At 72.0% G+C, this 17,793-nt stretch carries 12 protein-coding genes; 7 read left to right on the top strand and 5 right to left on the bottom strand.

Features of this window, described 5'->3' with window-relative positions; all coding sequences use genetic code 11:
* Positions 1-17 precede the first annotated feature (17 nt).
* Positions 18-545, top strand: coding sequence for a hypothetical protein (locus tag OG588_RS28135; RefSeq protein ID WP_405949730.1), 528 nt, complete (start codon positions 18-20; stop codon positions 543-545).
* Positions 546-625: 80 nt separating this feature from the next.
* Positions 626-1,153 carry a DUF4232 domain-containing protein gene (locus OG588_RS28130; RefSeq protein ID WP_405949729.1) on the top strand — a complete coding sequence of 176 codons (528 nt, stop codon included), beginning with the start codon at positions 626-628 and terminating at the stop codon, positions 1,151-1,153.
* Positions 1,154-1,176: 23 nt separating this feature from the next.
* On the opposite strand, the gene OG588_RS28125 is transcribed toward OG588_RS28130, so the two are convergent.
* Complete coding sequence (locus tag OG588_RS28125) at positions 1,177-2,313, bottom strand: DUF2786 domain-containing protein (protein ID WP_405949728.1); 1,137 nt, start codon at positions 2,311-2,313, stop codon at positions 1,177-1,179.
* Between the two features lie 318 nt (positions 2,314-2,631).
* Here OG588_RS28125 and OG588_RS28120 point away from each other — a divergent pair, with 318 nt between their 5' ends.
* Positions 2,632-3,348 carry a Clp protease N-terminal domain-containing protein gene (locus tag OG588_RS28120; RefSeq protein ID WP_405949727.1) on the top strand — a complete coding sequence of 239 codons (717 nt, stop codon included), beginning with the start codon at positions 2,632-2,634 and terminating at the stop codon, positions 3,346-3,348.
* A gap of 65 nt (positions 3,349-3,413) precedes the next feature.
* Entirely contained in the window at positions 3,414-5,102 is a 1,689-nt protein-coding gene (locus OG588_RS28115) for a bifunctional 3'-5' exonuclease/DNA polymerase (protein ID WP_405949726.1), read from the top strand.
* 47 nt (positions 5,103-5,149) lie between these two features.
* On the opposite strand, the gene OG588_RS28110 is transcribed toward OG588_RS28115, so the two are convergent.
* The 3 genes from OG588_RS28110 to OG588_RS28100 form a co-directional block, all read right to left on the bottom strand.
* Complete coding sequence (locus OG588_RS28110) at positions 5,150-8,704, bottom strand: BTAD domain-containing putative transcriptional regulator (RefSeq protein ID WP_405949725.1); 3,555 nt, start codon at positions 8,702-8,704, stop codon at positions 5,150-5,152.
* Between the two features lie 474 nt (positions 8,705-9,178).
* Complete coding sequence (locus OG588_RS28105) at positions 9,179-10,072, bottom strand: glycosyltransferase family 2 protein (RefSeq protein WP_405953233.1); 894 nt, start codon at positions 10,070-10,072, stop codon at positions 9,179-9,181.
* A gap of 127 nt (positions 10,073-10,199) precedes the next feature.
* Positions 10,200-10,646 (bottom strand): DUF3052 domain-containing protein, encoded by a 447-nt coding sequence (locus tag OG588_RS28100; protein ID WP_405949724.1) that lies wholly within the window; start codon positions 10,644-10,646, stop codon positions 10,200-10,202.
* Positions 10,647-10,857: 211 nt separating this feature from the next.
* Between OG588_RS28100 and OG588_RS28095 the strand changes: the two genes are divergently transcribed.
* A complete protein-coding gene (locus tag OG588_RS28095) occupies positions 10,858-13,923 on the top strand; it encodes an FG-GAP-like repeat-containing protein (protein WP_405949723.1) in 3,066 nt (1,021 codons plus the stop codon).
* Between the two features lie 135 nt (positions 13,924-14,058).
* On the opposite strand, the gene OG588_RS28090 is transcribed toward OG588_RS28095, so the two are convergent.
* Positions 14,059-14,517 (bottom strand): DUF5707 domain-containing protein, encoded by a 459-nt coding sequence (locus OG588_RS28090; RefSeq protein WP_398854090.1) that lies wholly within the window; start codon positions 14,515-14,517, stop codon positions 14,059-14,061.
* Positions 14,518-14,730: 213 nt separating this feature from the next.
* Between OG588_RS28090 and OG588_RS28085 the strand changes: the two genes are divergently transcribed.
* Positions 14,731-17,094, top strand: a complete 2,364-nt coding sequence (locus OG588_RS28085; protein ID WP_405949722.1) for a histidine kinase — start codon at positions 14,731-14,733, stop codon at positions 17,092-17,094.
* Complete coding sequence (locus tag OG588_RS28080) at positions 17,091-17,783, top strand: response regulator transcription factor (protein WP_266860331.1); 693 nt, start codon at positions 17,091-17,093, stop codon at positions 17,781-17,783. Before OG588_RS28085 ends, OG588_RS28080 begins: the two co-directional genes overlap by 4 nt.
* The last annotated feature ends 10 nt before the right edge of the window (positions 17,784-17,793 follow it).

Genomic DNA, 17,793 nt, shown 5'->3' with positions numbered 1-17,793 from the left:
TGTCCAAGGTGTCGACCATGCGGAAGGCGTCGACCGTGTCCAAGGTGTCGACGGTGCGGATCGTGGGCGCTGTCGCCGGTCTGGCGGGCGCGCTCGTGCTGACCGCGTGCAGTGGCGGGGATTCCAAGGACGGCGCCTCGTCGTCGACGCCGAGTGTTTCGGCGACCTCGACCTCGACCGCGACGGCGGATTCGGGAGGTTCCGGCAGCAGCAGCCCGTCGGCCGCGTCCGACGGGCTGCAGGGCAATTGGCTCGCCACGACCGACGGCAAGGCGGTGGCCCTGGTGATCACCGGCAAGCAGGCCGGGCTCTTCACCACCAGCGGGAACGTGTGCAGCGGGACCGCCGGTGAGGAGGCGGGTATGCAGATGATCCACCTCAAGTGCACGGACGGCAGCAAGACCCGGGCCACCGGAATGATCGGCTCCGTCAGCAAGTCGGGGCTCGCGGTCACCTGGTCGGGGAGTCTCGGCAAGGAGACGTACACGCACGCGGAGGGCGACAAGTGGCCGTCGGAGCTGCCGACGGCGAACTTGGGGTCGTAGACCTGGCGTAGCCCTGAAGTAGTACCCCTTGAGGCATAGGCCTGTCAGCGGAGTGGGGTTCCGTGCGGGATGATCCCCTCATGCGCACCATTCCCCTCGCCGTCGCCGCACTCGCGTCGGCTCTGCTTCTGACCGCCTGCGACAGTGGCAGCGGCGGTGGTTCCTCGGACAGTGACAGCAAGAACGGCTCCGCCTGCTCGTTCGACGGAGTCGGCGTCCAGGTCGGGCCCGCCAGTACCGCACCGTCCGCCGGTGACACGGGCGAGGTTCCCGTCTCGCTCACCAACCAGAGCAAGCCGTGCACTCTGGACGGCTTCGCCGGCGCCTCCCTGGAGGGCGGCGGCACCAAGGTCGCCCTCGCCACACAGAAGGGCGCCAAGGCGCAGAAGCTGACGCTCGCCAAGGGCGACGCGGCGTCCTTCACCATCACCTACGTACGCGGCGCGGCGGGCGGCAAGCTGAGCCTGGCCGCGACCAAGCTGGTCATCACCCTGCCCGGCAGCAGCGACACCGCGAGCTACAAGTGGTCGTACGGCCCCGTCCAGGGCAAGACCTCCGCGAGCGACTCGGACGCCTCGGTCAGCGCCTTCACCCAGGCCGGCGACTGACCCCGCTCGCTCAAGACAGCTCGTCAGTCCAGTGGCGGCCGGGCCCTGACCTGGGCCCGGTCCGCCGCCTCGGCGCCCTGTGTCCAGCCCGCCTCGTCGGTGACCCCGCGCAGGCGGGTCGTGGTCGTCTCCGGGAACATCGCGTCGACGCAGTCGGTGACGGCGACCTCGCGGGTGGCGAGCACCGGGAGCAGGTCGTCGGTCATCTGCGTCCCGGCGGCCCGCGCCAGCCGGTCCCCGATGCGGTGGGCGTAGGCCGCGAGGAAGGACTGCCGGAAGGTCTTGGTCCGCCGGCGGCCGCCCGCGCGCTGGGCCGCCTCCGCCCGCGTCATCGCGGTCGTGGCCTGTACGAGGAGCGAGGTGTAGAGGAGCTCGACCACCTCCAGATCGCCCTCGAAGCCGACGACGGTCGAGAACCCGAAGGCCTCGTTCCACACGGCCCGGCAGTGGTTCGCACCGGCGACCGCGTCCAGCAGCACCGCCTTCGCCTGTTCGTACGGCGCCTCGACCCCGATCCGGCACGCGCCGGGCGCGTCCTTCGCCGGCGCCTGCGCGTCGAGCAGCGCCTCGTCGATGCTGTGCCGCGCCATCAGCTCCTGCGCCTTGGCGCTCAGCGCCTCCGCCTCCTCCGGGAACCCGGTCGCCTCCGCCTTCGCGAGCAGCGCGCGGATCCGGGTGAGCATGCGGGAGGCGGGCCGACGGTTCTCGTGCCGTTTCGGTGCGTGCTCGTCGAGGGGTTCGAGGCTCGGCAGCCGCAACAGCAGGCGGTACAGCTCCAGCACGGTGGTGGCGTGCGTGAAACGGTCCGTGCGGGGCGGCGGCGCGGCGACGGCAAGCTCGTCCAGCTGGGCCGTCCACCGGGGGCCGCGCGCCCGGTCGTCCGGCGCCTGCGCGCGGATCAGCGCCGAGACGATCCGTACGTGTACGTCGTCCAACTCCCGCCGGACCAGCCGTACGACATCCGCGGGCTGCCACCCGCGCCGCCAGGCCGCCGCGACGAACTCACGGCCACGGCGATCGAGTTCGGGGTCCGCGGCGGGGTCGGCGGCGAGGATCGAGGCGCCCGCGTCGAGGGCGTCGTGGGTGTCGGTGTACAGGGCGGCCTCGAAGGCGCGCTCCACGGGGTTGGCCGGGTTGTCGGGGTTGGTCGAGCTGCTCACGTCTTGATCGTGTCATGGGGTGGTGGGGGGCGAGGTGCGGGACAGTGGCCGTGGACGAGGTGGCGCCGGCCGGGCCTCGCCGCTGCGCTCCCTTCGCGGGTGCCGGAGGAGCTTGCTCATCCACACCCTGTGGATAACCAACTCTCGGCAGGGTTGGGGGTGTTGGGCGACCCGTGGCTGGATGGACGTCGTGGAGTGGATGCCTGCGCCCCACCAACTCCCCTCCCTGGCCGACGCGTTGGCGAGCAGGGCGGGGGCCGGTCGAACAGGTGTCAACCGCGGGTTGACAGTACCGCACTGTCAACCTACGGTTGACACATGACGACCAACCCGAACGTCACCTCATCCGTACGTCTCGACGACCTCATCGACGCCATCAAGAAGGTCCACCCCGCACCGCTCGACCAGCTCCAGGACGCGGTGATCGCCGCCGACCACCTGGGCGACGTGGCCGACCATCTGATCGGGCACTTCGTGGACCAGGCCCGGCGTTCCGGTGCCTCCTGGACGGACATCGGCAAGAGCATGGGCGTCACTCGGCAGGCGGCGCAGAAGCGGTTCGTGGCGAAGGAGTCGGCGGACCTCGATCCCAGTCAGGGGTTCAGCCGGTACACCCCGCGCGCCCGCAACGTGGTCATGGCCTCGCACAACGAGGCCGTCGCCGCCCGCAACCCCGAGGGCCGCCCCGAGCACCTGGTCCTCGGTCTGCTGGCCGAACCGGACGCCCTGGCGGGCAAGGCGATCACCAGGCAGGGGGTCCTGCTGGACGCCGTACGCCAGGCGGCCACCGCGGCGCTCCCGCCGGCCGCCGACGAGGTTCCGGACCTCGTCCCCTACGGCCCCGACGCCAAGAAGGTCCTGGAACTCACCTTCCGCGAGGCCCTGCGCCTGGGCCACAACTACATCGGCACCGAACACATCCTGCTCGCCCTCCTGGAGCACGAGAACGGCGAGGGCGTGCTGAACGGCCTGGGCATCGACAAGCCCACTTCCGAACGGCACATCTCCGAGATGCTGCACGCGCTGCAGGACTGAGCCGCAGGAGGGGGCCGATCCGCAGGTCACGGGGATTGTCAGTGCCGCCTGCCACACTCGCGGACATGACCGATCGCTGGGCGCTCGCTCCGGCCGAGGGCGGTGGTGCGGAGGTCGCCGCCCTCGGTCCTGACGGGCTGCCCGTGGGGGCGGTGGGGCGGGAGACGGATCTAGTCGAGGCCGTGCGTCGGCGACCTGACGTGGGGCGGTGGGTGTGGCGGTCCACGGCCGAGGTGTATCCGGTGCTGCTCGCCGCGGGAGTGCGGGTGGAGCGGTGCTACGACGTGGAGGACGCCGAGACGCTGCTGCTCGGGCACGAGGGGCGGCACGGTGAGCCCAGGTCGGCCGCCGCCGCGCTGGCCAGGTTGCGCGGCGGGGCCGTACCGCCGGATCCGCCGCAGCGGGCCGCCGAACCGGGCGCGCAGCCCTCGCTCTTCGAGCCGCAGAGCGTCCACCTCCCGCTGGCCGACCTGCTCGCCGTGTACGCCGAGCAGCAGCGGCGGCACGACGCCACCACCCACCCCGACCGGATGCGGCTGCTCACCGCCTCCGAGTCGGCGGGGATGCTGGTCGCCGCCGAGATGAACCGGTCGGGGCTGCCCTGGAGCGCCGATGTGCATCGGGAGCTGCTGCACGAGTTGCTGGGCGAGCGGTACGCGGGCGGGGGTGAGCCGCGGCGGCTCGCCGAGCTGGCCGACGAGGTGTCCGCCGCCTTCGGGAGACGGGTGCGGCCCGATCTGCCGGCCGACGTGGTCAAGGCCTTCGCCGAAGCCGGGATCAAGGTCAGGTCCACCCGGCGCTGGGAGATCCAGTCCCTCGACCATCCGGCCGTGAAGCCGCTGCTGGAGTACAAGAAGCTGTACCGGATCTGGGTCGCTCACGGCTGGTCCTGGCTCCAGGACTGGGTGCGGGACGGGCGGTTCCGGCCGGAGTTCCTCGCCGGCGGGACGGTCACCGGGCGCTGGGTCACCAATGGCGGGGGCGGGCTGCAGATCCCCAAGATCATCCGGCGGGCCGTGGTCGCCGACCCGGGCTGGCGGCTCGTCGTCGCCGACGCCGACCAGATGGAACCGCGGGTGCTCGCCGCGATCTCCCGCGACCCCGGGCTGATGGAGGTGGCCGGCCGCGCCACCGACCTCTACCAGTCCGTGTCCGACCGCGCCTTCTCCGGCGACCGCGACCAGGCCAAGATCGCCGTGCTCGGCGCGGTCTACGGCCAGACCTCCGGCGACGGCCTCAAGAACCTCGCCGCGCTCAGACGCCGGTTCCCCAAGGCGGTGGCGTACGTCGACGATGCCGCGAAGGCGGGCGAGGAGGGGCGGCTCGTGCGGACCTGGCTGGGGCGGACCTGCCCGCCGGTGGCCGGGGGTGAGGACGCGGCGGAGGAGGCGGGCATCCCCCAGGACGATCCGGTCACGGCCCCCGCCGATCAGGGCTGGGTGCCCGGTTACGCCTCCACCAACTCCCGCGCCCGGGGCCGTTTCGCCCGCAACTTCGTCGTCCAGGGCAGCGCGGCCGACTGGGCCCTGCTGATGCTGGCCGCGCTCCGGCGGTCCTGTACGGAGCTGGCGGCCGAGCTGGTCTTCTTCCAGCACGACGAGGTGATCGTGCACTGCCCCGAGGACGAGGCCCCGGCCGTGGCCGCCGCGATACAGGAGGCGGCCGACCTCGCCGGGCGGCTGACGTTCGGGGAGACGCCGGTGCGGTTTCCGTTCACGGTGGCGGTGGTTCAGTGCTACGCCGACGCCAAATAGGGCCTACGGCTGCGGTGTGCGGGGCCTGTCGCTGAAGTGGCCCGGGTCTACGGCTGCGGGGGTCGACGCGCGTCACGCTGCGACAACAGCTCGCCCAGCTCCTGGACGACAGCCTTCTCGTCCGTCCCGTCGAGTGCTTCGAGGGCCGCCCGCCATTCCTCGTACGCCTCCTCCACGCGGCCCTGTTCCCTTAGCAGCAGGCCGAGTTGGTGGCGGGCCAGGCCGCCCATGTAGCGGTCGGCGCGGGCGTCGGCGCGACGGATCAGTTCGGCGCACTCGGTGTCGGCGCGTTCGGTGTAGTTGTGGTCGGTGCAGGTGTCCTCGGTGTCGGCGCGTTCGGTACGGCCGAGGATGCGCAGGGCGCGGACCAGGCCGAGGCGGGTCTGCGACTCGCCGTGCCAGTCGCCGTGGCCGCCGAGGATGCGCAGGCTCTCCTCGAAGTGCGGTACGGCGGCGGCCGGTTCGCCGAGGGCGAGATGGGCGTAGCCGATGTTGCAGTGCGCGGAGTGCTGCACGATGACGGCGCCGATCTCGTCGCCGATGGCGAGTGAGCGGCGGTGCTGTTCGATGGCGGCGCGGGGGTCGGTGTGCTCGTACAGGTTGCCGAGGTGGCTGTGGGTCACGGCCTCGCCGTACGGGTCGTTCAACTGCCGTGAGTGGGCGAGGCTTTGGCGCAGGGCGACCCCGGACTCGGCGTAGCGGCCCAGGCCTTCGAGGAGCAGACCGCGGTTGTTGAGGCAGCGGCGGATCCAGGAGACCGTGTCGAGCCGCCACCAGATCGCGAGAGCCTGGTCGTTGAGGACGAGGGCCTCGTTCTGCCGGCCGGTCAGGAAGTGCAGCCCGGCGAGATCGCCCAGCGCGTACGCCTCCGCCGCCGCGTCCCCGAGGCGCCGCGCCGCGCTCAGGGCGGCCCGGCCGAGCACCTCCATCTCGGCGACGCGGCCGCTGCGCAGGATGTAGGGGAAGAGGAGGCGGACGAGGGTGGAGACGTGGGCAGTCCGGTGGAGGTCGACATCGGGGGTGTCGTGGTACCGGGTCACGAGCGTCACCACGTTCTCCAGCTCCAAGTCGCCCCAGGCGAAGGCGTCTTCGGGGCGCGGGAAGGGGGCGGTGGCCGCCACCTCGGCGGCGTGACCGGGGGGCTGCGCGGCGGTCGGCCGGCGGCGGTCGTCCTGGTCCAGGCCCGGTTCGACGATCGCGGTGAGGGTGCGTTCGGCGCGGGCGGCGTACCAGGCGAGGGCGGTTGCCGTGAGGTCGGTTTCGGTGGTGACGGCTCGGGAGGGGGCGGTTTCGAAGGGGGTGGCTTCCATGAGGTCGGTGTCGGCGCGGGCGGCCCTCGCTTCCCTGTCACCTCCCTTACCCCTCTCCCCCGCCAACTCCCCTCCCCCCTCCGCCAGTTCGCGGGCGAAGTCGCGGACCAGGTCGTGGGGGGTGTAGCGGCCGTACGCCGTCTCCTCCAGGAGGGCCACGTCGACGAGGCGGTCGAGGGCGGACTCGGTGCGGCGTTCGTCGGTGCCGGCGAGGCGGGCGAGCAGGGGTGCGCCGTACGACGGGAGGTCGAGGGCGCCGATGTGGCGCAGGGCGCGGGCCGCGGCCCGGTCGGTCCCGCGCTCGGAGGCGGCGAGGGCGTCGTGGGCCACGGCCAGGGAACGGCGGACGCTGAGGTCGTCGTACTCCAAGTGGTGCAACCGGCTTTCCGTGGCGGCCAGTTGACCGGCGAGGAAGTCCGGGGTGAGGGCGCTGCGGGCGGCCAGCCGGGCGGCGACGACGCGCAGGGCGAGCGGGAGGCGGCCGGTGAGTTCGACGAGCGGGTGGGCCGCGTCGAGGCCGTCGCGGCCGGAGACCGCGCGCAGCAGGGCGGCGCTGTCCTCGCCGGACAGGGGCGCCAGCGGGAAGCGGCGGGCACCGTCGAGCGCGGTCAGCGGCGAACGGCTGGTGACGATGACCGCGCACCCGGTGCCGGCCGGCAACAACGGCCGTACCTGGGCGGCGTTCTCGGCGTCGTCCAGCACCATCAGCGTGCGGGTGGGGGCGAGCAGGGAGCGGAGCAACGCGCTTGCCGCGTCCGGGTGTTCGGGGATGTGCCGGGGTTCGGCGCCGAGGTCACGGAGCAGGGCGTGCAGCGCCTGGCCGGCGGCGAGGGGGGTTCTGCCGGGGGTGGCGCCGTGCAGGTTCACGTACAACTGGCCGTCGGGGAAACGGTTGCGGAGCTCATGGGCCGCGTGCAGCGCGAGGGCGCTCTTGCCGACGCCTGCCATGCCGCTGATGACGGCGAGGGGGCGGGGGATGGGCTCGGTCGACGGCGGCGCGAGGGTGTCGTGCAGGGCGCGGAGGGTGTCGGCGCGGCCGGTGAAGTGGGCGGGGAGGGGCGGGAGTTGGGCGGGGCGGGGGGTGGGGGGTGAGGCGGGTGACTGGGGAACGGGGGGCTGGGGAGCGGGCTGGGCCCGGCTGTCGGGGGCGGTGGAGTCCGGGGCATGAGGTGCGGTGGAGTAGGGGACACCGGGTGCGCTGGAGTCGGAGACGCCGGATGCGGTGCCGTCGGAGACACCGGGTGTAGTGCCTCCGGAGACGCCGAGTGCGGTGCCGTCGAAGACACCGGGCGCGGTGGACGTGTTCGCCGGCCCGTCCACGCCGCCGACCCCACCGGCCGCGCCGACCCGGCCAACCTCGCCGACCCGGTCGACCCCGGTGAGACCACTGTCCGCCACCCGTTCCTCGACCGCCGCCCCCTCTCGCGGCGGCTCCGCACGGACCCCCTCCTGAACCTCGCCCGCCCCCTCCCGAACCCCCGCTCCCCGCAACACCTCCACATGCGCCCCCCGCACCCCCGCCCCCGGCTCGATGCCGAGTTCCTCGATCAGGCGGTTGCGCAGGTCGCGGTGGACGGCGAGGGCCTCGGCCTGGCGGCCGGTGTGGTGGAGGGCGAGCATCAACTGGCGGTGATAGGACTCACGGAGCGGGTGGTCGGCGACCAGGGCGGCCAACTCCGGTACGAGAGCGCCGAGTCGGGCGCCACCCAGGGCCAACTCGGCGTCGTAGCGCCATTCGAGGGCGAGGAGGCGGGCCTCGGTGAGGCGTTGGGCGAAGGCGTAGCCGCCGAGTTCGGCGGGGAGGCCGCTGAGCGGGGTGCCGCGCCAGAGGGCGAGGGCCGCCGTGCAGGCGTGGACGGTGCCGGGCCAGTCACCGGCCGCGTGCGCGGTGCGGGCCGCGGCGACGTGGGCCTCGAAGACGTGGACGTCCAGTTCGCCCTCGTCGACGCGGAGCACATAGCCGGGCGGTACGGCCCGCAGCCGCTCGGGATCGTCGAGGAGTCGGCGCAGCCGGGTCACGTGGTTGTGCAGGGAGGCATGCGCGGACGCCGGCGGTGAGCCGCCCCACAGCGCGTCCTTGAGGGCGTCGACGGAGACCACCCGGCCGGGTTCCAGGAGCAGCGCGGCGAGCAGGACCCGCACCTTGGGGCTGCCGATGGGGTGCGAGGGATCGTCGCGGCCGGGAGAATTGTCGTAGCCGGGCGAATCGTCGCGGCCGGGGGAATTGCCGTAGCCAAGGGCCTTGAAGAGGACGGGCGTGCCCAGCAGTCCGAACCGCAGCTCGCACCGCATCACACCGACCCGTCACCTTTCCGCGCGGCCTCCCGCGCTCTCGCGGCCGTGCTCCGCGGCGGAGGTCTCCGCCGTCCTGGCGGAATTCCGCCCTGTTCACGGCGGTTTCCCGCCACCTTGCCCGGGCTGCCGAGGGCCGGAATCCGTTGCCGTACCGGCCGTTCCCCGCTACCGCCCGGCGACTTCAGGCCACGCGGCGCGGGAGCATCGTGCGCACCCTTGGCCACATGTTAGCGATTCGTTGGTGCGACCTGATGTGATCACATCATCGGATCTGGCCCGAGGGTGCGCGCGTACGACGCGCAACTCGGGGGAGTGTCGCCGTCGTGGCCGGGTCCGGGGACGCGAGGGGCCCCGGTCGGCGGAGGTGATCGACCGGGACCCTCGTCCCTTACGTCCGAGGTACTACGGGCACAGCTGAAGTACTACGGGTCGGTCAGCTACCCCTGATACGCCTGGGGTACTACGGGTCGGTCAGATGACGGGCGGGCGCCCCAGCCGCGTCAGCCGCCACACCGTCCGCCAGCGCATCGGCCGCCGCTCCCCCGCCGATTCGCGTACACCCTCCACGAACCCGCCGAACCAGGCCCGCAGCCCGGCGACCGACCGTGTCCGTACGAGGGTGAGCAGCGTCCAGATGCCCAGGTGGACCGGGATCAGCGCGAACGGGAGCCGGCGGCGGACCAGCCAGACGCGGTTGCGGGCGGTGACCCGGTAGTAGATGGCGTGCCGGGCGGGCGAGGTCTTGGGGTGCTGGAGGAGCAGCTCGGGGGCGTAGAGGATGCGCCAGCCGGCGTCGGCGGCCCGCCAGGCGAGGTCGGTCTCCTCGTGCGCGAAGAAGAACTCGGCGGGCCAGTCCCCCGTCTCGGCCAGCATGGCCATGCTCAGCGCGTGCCCGCCGCCGAGGAACCCGGTGACGTACCCGCCCTCCATCGGGTCCCCCGCGCCGACCCGCGGCACATGGCGCCGCTGGGTCTCCCCGTGCTCGTCGGCGATCCGGAAACCGACGATGCCGAGGCGGTCGTCGGCGGCGTACAGGTCCCGTACGCGGCGCAGCACGTCGGCGTCGACGAGGAGTCCGTCGTCGTCGAGTTCGACTACGACGTCCACGTCACCGAGCGCGCGGAGCCGGGCCAGGCCCACGTTGCGGCCGCCGGGGCAGCCGAGGTTCTCGTCGAGGTCGATGGTGGTGACCTCGCCGGGGAGGGAGAGACGGTCGGCGAACTCGGGGAGCCGGCAGCCGTTTCCGACGATCACGACGCGGGTGGGCGGGAGGTCCTGCTTGGCCACGGACTCAAGCAGCGCGTCGACCTCGGCGGGCCGGTTTCCCATGGTCACCACGGCGACGGCGATCCTCGGTCCGACCACGTCGCTCACTCCATCCGGCACGTCGCTCGCTCCATCCGGCCATCCGGCGATGCCCGCGCCCTGACCGCGCGACACTCACCGTTCACCAAGATGTTGCCTCACGTCGGCCGGTGCCTACGACTCAAGTTCATTTTGCGGGACCTTTGTTGTGGCTTTGCCGGTTTTCCCTCCGCCGAACGAACTTCAGCCCCGACCAGTCCTCCCCCAGCGCGGCGACCTTCACATCGACGACACCGAGCGGGAGGAAGAGGTCGCGCAGGTCGTTCTCGGTGATGTCACTGACGTGGCCCGCGGCCTTGCGGGGCCAGGCGATCCAGAACATGGCGGTGTCGGCGAGGCCGAGCACCAACTCCGTTGCTTCCGCGCCCAGTTGGTGCCGTTCCCGATAGAAGGCGACGGTGACGTCCGCGCCCCGGGGGCCACCGGCGGTGACTTCGCAGTCGTCGGGGAGTCCGGGGATGGTCCAGTGGTCGGGGGCGTGGTGCAGGTGGAGTCGGTGACCGGGCTTGACGCCGATCTTCTTGGCGAGGGGGGTGGCGGAGTAACCTCCGGCCGCCATAGGGGAATTGCTCATGACCTGCCCTTCGTCCCGTGCACCGTTGTGAGGAAGTGACGCCCGGTTCACCTGATGATCCAGGGGCGCTGTTAGCCTCCTGTGCATCTTGCATGGGGGGACAGCCGGGGGGCTGTGCACACTTCACGGTACCGGCCGAGGCGTACCCGCACTCGGCCTTCGGTCGCCGCCGTCCCGCCACGCCCGCCCTGTTCTCGTCCAGGAGGCCGCGTTGGCCCGTCGTACCACCGCCCGTGGCATTGTCGCCGCGCTGGCGGTTCTTGTCGTGACCGCCGGTGCCGGGCCGCTGTCCGTGCCGGCCGGTGCGGTGGGGAACACCCCTGTCGCGGCGGAGACGGTCTTCCAGTCGGACCGCTATGTTCCGCGCGCCGACCAGCTGTACTCGGCCGGTCCAAGCGGCTATCTGCATGCGCGGGAGGGTGCTTCGGGATACCTCTGGACGTCGTACGACACCGGCACGACGACCGAACTCGGCAGCCTCCCCAGGATCGGCATCCGCGCGTACCTCGGCTCGTCGTCCGACATCGTGACGGATGTCGTCTCGTCCACTTCGAAGGTCGTCCTCAGGGACATGGCCGCCGGTACGAGCACGGACGTCGCCCTCACACACGGCACGTACCGGGCCACGTTCGGCTCCCACGTGCTGACCGAGGCACGGGTCGGCGGCAGTCGCATGATGTATGTGTACGGCGACGGCGCGCCCGCCGACGGCACACCGGTCGACGGGTGGCCGACCGGGATCTCCGACTACCTCGCCGTCATGGGCGGCGACAGCGGCACCGCGGTCTTCAGCTACATCCTGGGAGACCGGTACCACTTGGCTTCGGTGGACCTCGCCGCCGCGAAGGTCACCGCCGACGTGACCGTGTCCGCCGCCCCGGCGGGCGTCGCACTGAGCGCGGACAAACTGGTCTGGTACGCGTCAGGCGGCACCACCGCGCACATCCTGGACCGAGCCGACCTGTCCGCCGCCGGGACGACCGTGACACTGCCCGGCACGACGGGCACCCCCACCCTGGGCATCGCCGGGCGCTGGCTGGTGGTCGCCCGTTCCGTGACGTCGGACGACTACTCCGACTCCTCCGGCAAGCAGTTGACGGCCGTCCCCCTCGCGGGCGGCGACGCGGTCACCCTGCTCCGGCACGCGAACACCTCGGTCACCCCGACACCGGACGGCGGCCTGCTGGTCGCGGGCGGTGCCGACTCCGCGCACTGGGCGGTGCGCAAGGTCACCGACACGGGGGCGGACGCGCCGACGCTGACGGAGGTGACCGCCGTACCGCCGATAGCGGCGACGATCGACCGGCTGTCGCTGCAGAACGGCTCCCTGGTCACCGACGAGCGCAACTCCAGCTTCCTGGGCGCCTATTACACCCGGCAGGTCTCGGTCACCGGCACCTCGTACTCGCCGAGCGCGCCGGTCTGGCAGACCTGGGACGGCCGCGGGACGGGTCCGTACGCCACCGGCGAGGGGCACGCGGTGACGTTCACCGCCGGCTCCGGTGACCCCTCCGAGTCGCTCGTCCAGTCGATCGACTCCGACCCGGTGGGCTTCTATCTGCCCTCCGCCTCCGGAACCGTCCTCGACGTCTCCGGCCGCTACGCCGTCGTCAACGGCACCTCCCCCACCAAGCAGTACGTCGGCGACCTCGGCGTCTACGGCGACCTCAAGCCCATCGTCACCCGCTCCGTCACCGCCGCCTCCGTCTGGGGGACCAAGCTGTGGACCCCGGGTACCGGCAACGGCGTGGTCACCGCGAAGGACCTGAAGACCGGCAAGACCACCGACACCCTCAGCACCGGTGCCCCGTGCGTCGCCAAGGAGCTACAGGTCGTAGGCCGTTGGGTGTACTGGTCCTGCGGGCCGACCGGCAAGGCCGGTGTCTGGGACCGTACGGCGAAGAAGAACATCACCGTGCCGTCCGGCGAGGCGCTGCTCGGCGACGGTTATCTCGTCCGGCACGACACCGCGGCCGGGACGCTCCAGCTCACCGCCTTCGCGGGCGGCACCGCGAGCACCCGCACGATCGGCGCGCTGGCGGCGGGCGCGGGCAACTCCAGCCTGCGCGGGGTGAGTTGGACGGTGGACAAGTTCGGCGGACCGGCGGCCTACGTCGACGCCGACCACCGGATCCACTTGGTGCCCAGCGGGGTCGCCCCGCAGCCGCTCGCGATCACCGAGTCCGGGGCGACCGACAACACCTCGGGGCCCGGCGCGCTCAGCAGCCCGTGGTGGCAGTACCGCGCGGTGCTCTCCCGGCCCGCCGCCTCCTGGACGGCGACCCTGACCAGCAAGGCCACCGGCAAGGCGGTCCGGACGTACACCGGCGGCGAGGTGGACGGCACCCTGACCGCCCGCTGGGACCTCCGTAATACCGCGGGCGCGCTCGTCCCCAACGGGACGTACACCTTCAAGCTGACGGCCGCGCCCGCCGACAGCTCGGGAGCCGCGCTGACGACGTCGCAGACGGTGCATGTCTCCACCGGGGCCGCCGTCCGCCGCGACTTCACCAACCACGACTCCTGGGGACCCGACGGCATCGGCGACGTCCTCACCCTCTCCTCGAACGGCGTCGTCAACTACCGCCCCGGCAACGGGACCGGCGGCTTCGCCGGCGCCATGGCGGCCTCCGGCTGGCCCTCGACGGTGACCCTGATCCCGTTCGGCGACCTCAACAACGACCGCCAGAACGACGTCCTCGTCCGCTTCGCGAGCGGCGAACTCCGCGTCTACCGCACCTACCGCGGCCAGACCCTCCTCACCTCCACCCCGCACACCTCGCTGGGCACCGGCTGGAACCAGTACAACGTGCTGACCTCCCCCGGCGACCTCACCGGCGACGGCCGCCCCGACCTCATCGCCCGCAAGACGTCCACCGGCGAGGTCTTCCTCTACAAGGGGACCAGCACGGGCAAACTGTCGGCGCGGGTGCGCATCGCGACCGGCTGGTCCGGTTACAAGAAGATCGTCGGCATCGGCGACTTCAACGGCGACGGCCGCGGCGACCTCCTCGCCCAGGACAAGTCCAACACCCTCTGGCGCTACGACGGCAACGGCGCCGGCGGCTTCAAGTCCCGCGTGAAGCTCGCCACCAGCTGGGGCTCCAGCTACAACGCCGTCATCGGCGTCGGCGACCTCACCGGCGACGGCAGGCCGGACCTCGTCTCCCGCGACACCGGGGGCACGGTGTGGCGCAACTCCGGTGACGGGGAAGGGTCGTTCGGCCCACGCACGAAGATCGCGACGGGCTGGCAGACGTACAAGGGCCTGTTCTGACCCCACCTGTACCCGTAGTACCCCTACAGGTACAGGTGGGGTACTACGGGTGCTTTCCACGACAACGGCGCCCCGTCTCGGTCGAGACGGGGCGCCGTGTTTCCGCGTACGTGTTTCCGCTTACGTGCCTTCGGGTCAGCCCGCGATGTCGAAGGTCGCCGCCTTGGACACGAACGTCGTGTCGCCGTCCTTGGCGGTGGCGAGCGCCGAGACGTACCAGGTGCCCTTGGCCGCCTCGGCCGCCTCCTTCTTGGTGACCTTGAACGTGTAGGTGCAGCGGGAGGTGTCGTCCGAGGTGCTCTTGCACGTGGCGGACTCGACGGACCGCAGGTCCGCCTCGGTCGGCTTCAGCTTCGAACTCGCGGGCCAGGCAACGACCTTGAGGCCCTTGATACCCGAGTTGTCGCTGACGTCCACGGTGTAGGTGAAGGAGCCGGCGCCGCTCGCGGAGGGGGCGGTGTAGTGGGCCGAGCCGTTCTCCAGGGCCGGCTTCTCGGGGGCCGCCGAGGCGGCCGACGCGGCGAGCCCACCGGCGACGACTCCGCCGACCGCGGCGACGCCGGCGAGGGAGAAGAGGAGAGTGCGCTTGGTCATGGACATGGGAGGTCCCCCTGTGAGGTGTGGATGGTGTGGGAGGCGGTGGTCGACCGCTTCCCTCGATGTGATCGAGCCTAGGAGCGGGACGGGGTCCGGTCCTCGGGCGGAAGGACGGTTGCCGCGTCGAACCAGAGATAGAGAAGGGCGGGACCGTAATCCCCCTTCCGCCTGACCCAGGCCCCTCACCTGCACCCATAGCCTTTGAGTGTCATGAAACGAACCGACGACCGGCTGCTCCCGGTCCTGCTGATCTGTGCCCAGGCCCTGGTGTGGCCCGTGGCTCCGCTGCTGCGCGGCACCGTGCCGACCGCGGCCGACCTGCTCGTGGCCGCGCTGGTCGCGGGATCCGTGACGGCCGCGCTCGCCCTGCGCCGGACGCGTCCGGTGATCACGCTCATCGTCGTCGCCGCCGCCTGCGCGGTGGGCGCCGGCCCGCTGCCCCTCGGGGCGATGGCCGTCTTCGGCACCGCGGGCGTCGCGCTCGCCCTGTTCACGGTGGCGACCGAGCGCGACACCTTCACCACGGTCCTGTGCGTGGTCACGCTCGCGCTCTGGCAGTTCCTGCAGAACATCACCCTGCACGGGCTGAGCGACAACAACGGCCTCGACCTGGTCCTGATCGCCCTGCTCTACGCCACCGCGTGCGGCGCGGGCTTCTCCGTACGCCGCACCCGCCGCGCCCGCCAGGCGGCCGAACTCCTCCTGAACCGCGCCGAGACCGAGCGCCACCGGCTCCCGGCGGCCGAACGGCGCCGTATGGAACGGGAGTTGCACGACGTCAGCGCCCACCATCTGACCGCCGTGGTCGTCACCGCCGGCGCCGCGCTCGGCCTGCGCGAACGCCGTCCCGAACTCGCCGCCGAGGCACTGGAGTTCGCGACGGAGACGGGCCGCGAGGTCACCCGGGCACTGAGCGCGGTACGCGCCCCGGCCCCGTCCCGCGAGGAACTCCCGTCCCCCGAGGAGCGGTTGCACTCCCTGATCGCGGGCTTCCGCCGCCTGAACCAACCCGTCGAGTTCGAGATCGACCCCCTCCCCGACGGCGCCGTGGCGGACGCGGCCTACGGCATCGTCCGCGAGGCCCTGACCAACGTGGCCCGCCACGCCCCCGGCGCCCACACAACGATCACCGTCCGCTACGGCGACACCCGCACCGACGTCGTGATCACCAGCGCGGCACCCCCGTCCGGCACCCCGGCCCACGGCGCGGGCCTGGGCGGCGGCCGAGGCCAGGGCTTCCTCCGCTCCCGGGCCCGGGAAACAGGCGGCACCCTGACCACCGGCCCCACACCGGAAGGCGGTTGGGAGGTCCGCGCGATCCTCCCCGGCCGTACGGCGACCCCCGTGGAACACGTCGTCCCCCGCAGCTACCGCGCAGCCCAGATCGTCGCCGCGCTCGGCCTGTGCTTCCAGCCCCTGCTCCCGGTCCTGATCATCCGCGCGGACTCGACATCGACCAGCACGCACGTGTCGGCGGGAGTCCTGTTCACCCTGCTGGCAGCAGCCCAGGCGGTAGCCCTGCTGTGGCTGCGCAAGGCACCGAGAACAGTCCAACTGGCCCTGATCGGCTTGGCGTTGCTGTGGCCCCTGGCGATGAGCACGGGCAACTACACGGGCCCGGTACTGCTACCACCAACACTGAGCATGGTCGCAACGAGCGTGGCGGTAGGGGCTTTTAAGGGGCGCGGGGCTGTATCGATTTGCGGCTCCGCCGCGGGGCGCGACCAGCCCCCACCGGCGCGCACACACCAACTACCTCAAGTCCCCCTCTCTCTGTTCCTACTTGCAGCCACAGCCGCACACACCATCGCCCTGACGATCGCCGTCCTACACCGCGGCACGGCTCTCCCCACCTGGGCGGTAATCCTGTTCGCAACAGCAGGGGTGTCACTCGTGATGGCCACCGCACACTGGATCGGAGCCCTCCTCGCCCACCGCAACCAAGCAACCCAGGGCACCCAAACAGCACAACTCGCCACCTGGACAGAGGAAGCCGTAAGAGACGCCTGGGCAGAACGCCGCCGTATCGCAGCGGGACTGGAAACCACCGTCCTGGCCCGCACCGCAGACATGATCACGGAGGCAGAGGCAGGCCACCTGGACGAGACAGCGACCCGCGCCCGCGAGGCCCTCGCAGCGATGCGCGCCCTCCTGGACGCAGTCCGAGACGCCGACGAAACAACAACCCCCGACCTACGCCCCCAACCCACCGTCCAGGCCCTCGACTTGCTCGCCCAACAGTGCCGAGCCACGGGCAGAGACGTACAGATACGCCTCACCGACCGCGTACCCGACCGCCTCCCCACCGAGGTGGACCTCGCCGCCTACCACGTCGCCGAAACCCTGCTGGCGACCGGCGACAACGACCCCGCCGTACTCGAACTCGACGCGGACGACGGTACGTTGACGATCACAGCCACCGGCGTCCCGCGCGCCGCCGACCCCGCCGTACGGGCCCGCCTGACCGCACGGATCGCGCCGCTCGGCGGCACCCTGACGGCCGGGCACCCCCCGGGCACGGTCCATCTCCGGCTGCCGCTCGCGGCGCCGGACGACGAGGAGAGACAACGATGAGCCTCAGGGTGCTGGTCGTCGACGACCAGGGCATCGTCCGGGCGGGCTTCGCCGCCGTGATCGACGCCGAGGACGACATGACGGTCGTCGGCGAGGCCGCCGACGGCGCCACCGCGGTGGTGCTGGCCGCCGAACTCGCCCCGGACGTGGTCGTGATGGACGTACGGATGCCCGAACTGGACGGTATCGCCGCCACCCGGATCATCACCGGCAAGGAGAACGCGCCGCGCGTCCTCGTGCTGACCACCTTCGACCTGGACGCGTACGTTTTCGACGCCCTGCGCGCGGGAGCCTCCGGCTTCCTCCTCAAGGACGTGCACGCCTCCGAACTCCTGGACGGCATCCGGGTGGTGGCGAGCGGCGAGAGCGTGCTCGCCCCGTCCGCGACCCGGCGGCTGATCGGCCACTACGCGTCCGGCGCGGGCACCGGTTTCCGTTCCGACGCCGAGAACGGCCCGCGCGAGCTGGAGAGCCTCACCGGCAGCCAGCGCAACGTCCTCGCCCTGCTCGCCTCCGGCCTCAACAACGCGGAGATCGCGGCGGAGTTGGACATCACCGTCGGCACCGTCAAGTCCCACGTCAACGCCCTGCTCCGCAAACTCGGCCTGCGCGACCGCGTCCAGGCCACGATCCTCGCCTACGACCTCGGCATCACCCGGCCGAACCCGCCCGGCGCCGACCACCTCTGACGACCTGTCA

The organism is Streptomyces prunicolor (genome assembly GCF_045162825.1).
GTDB lineage: Bacteria > Actinomycetota > Actinomycetes > Streptomycetales > Streptomycetaceae > Streptomyces > Streptomyces prunicolor.
This window is presented reverse-complemented; position numbering and strand designations above follow the sequence as displayed.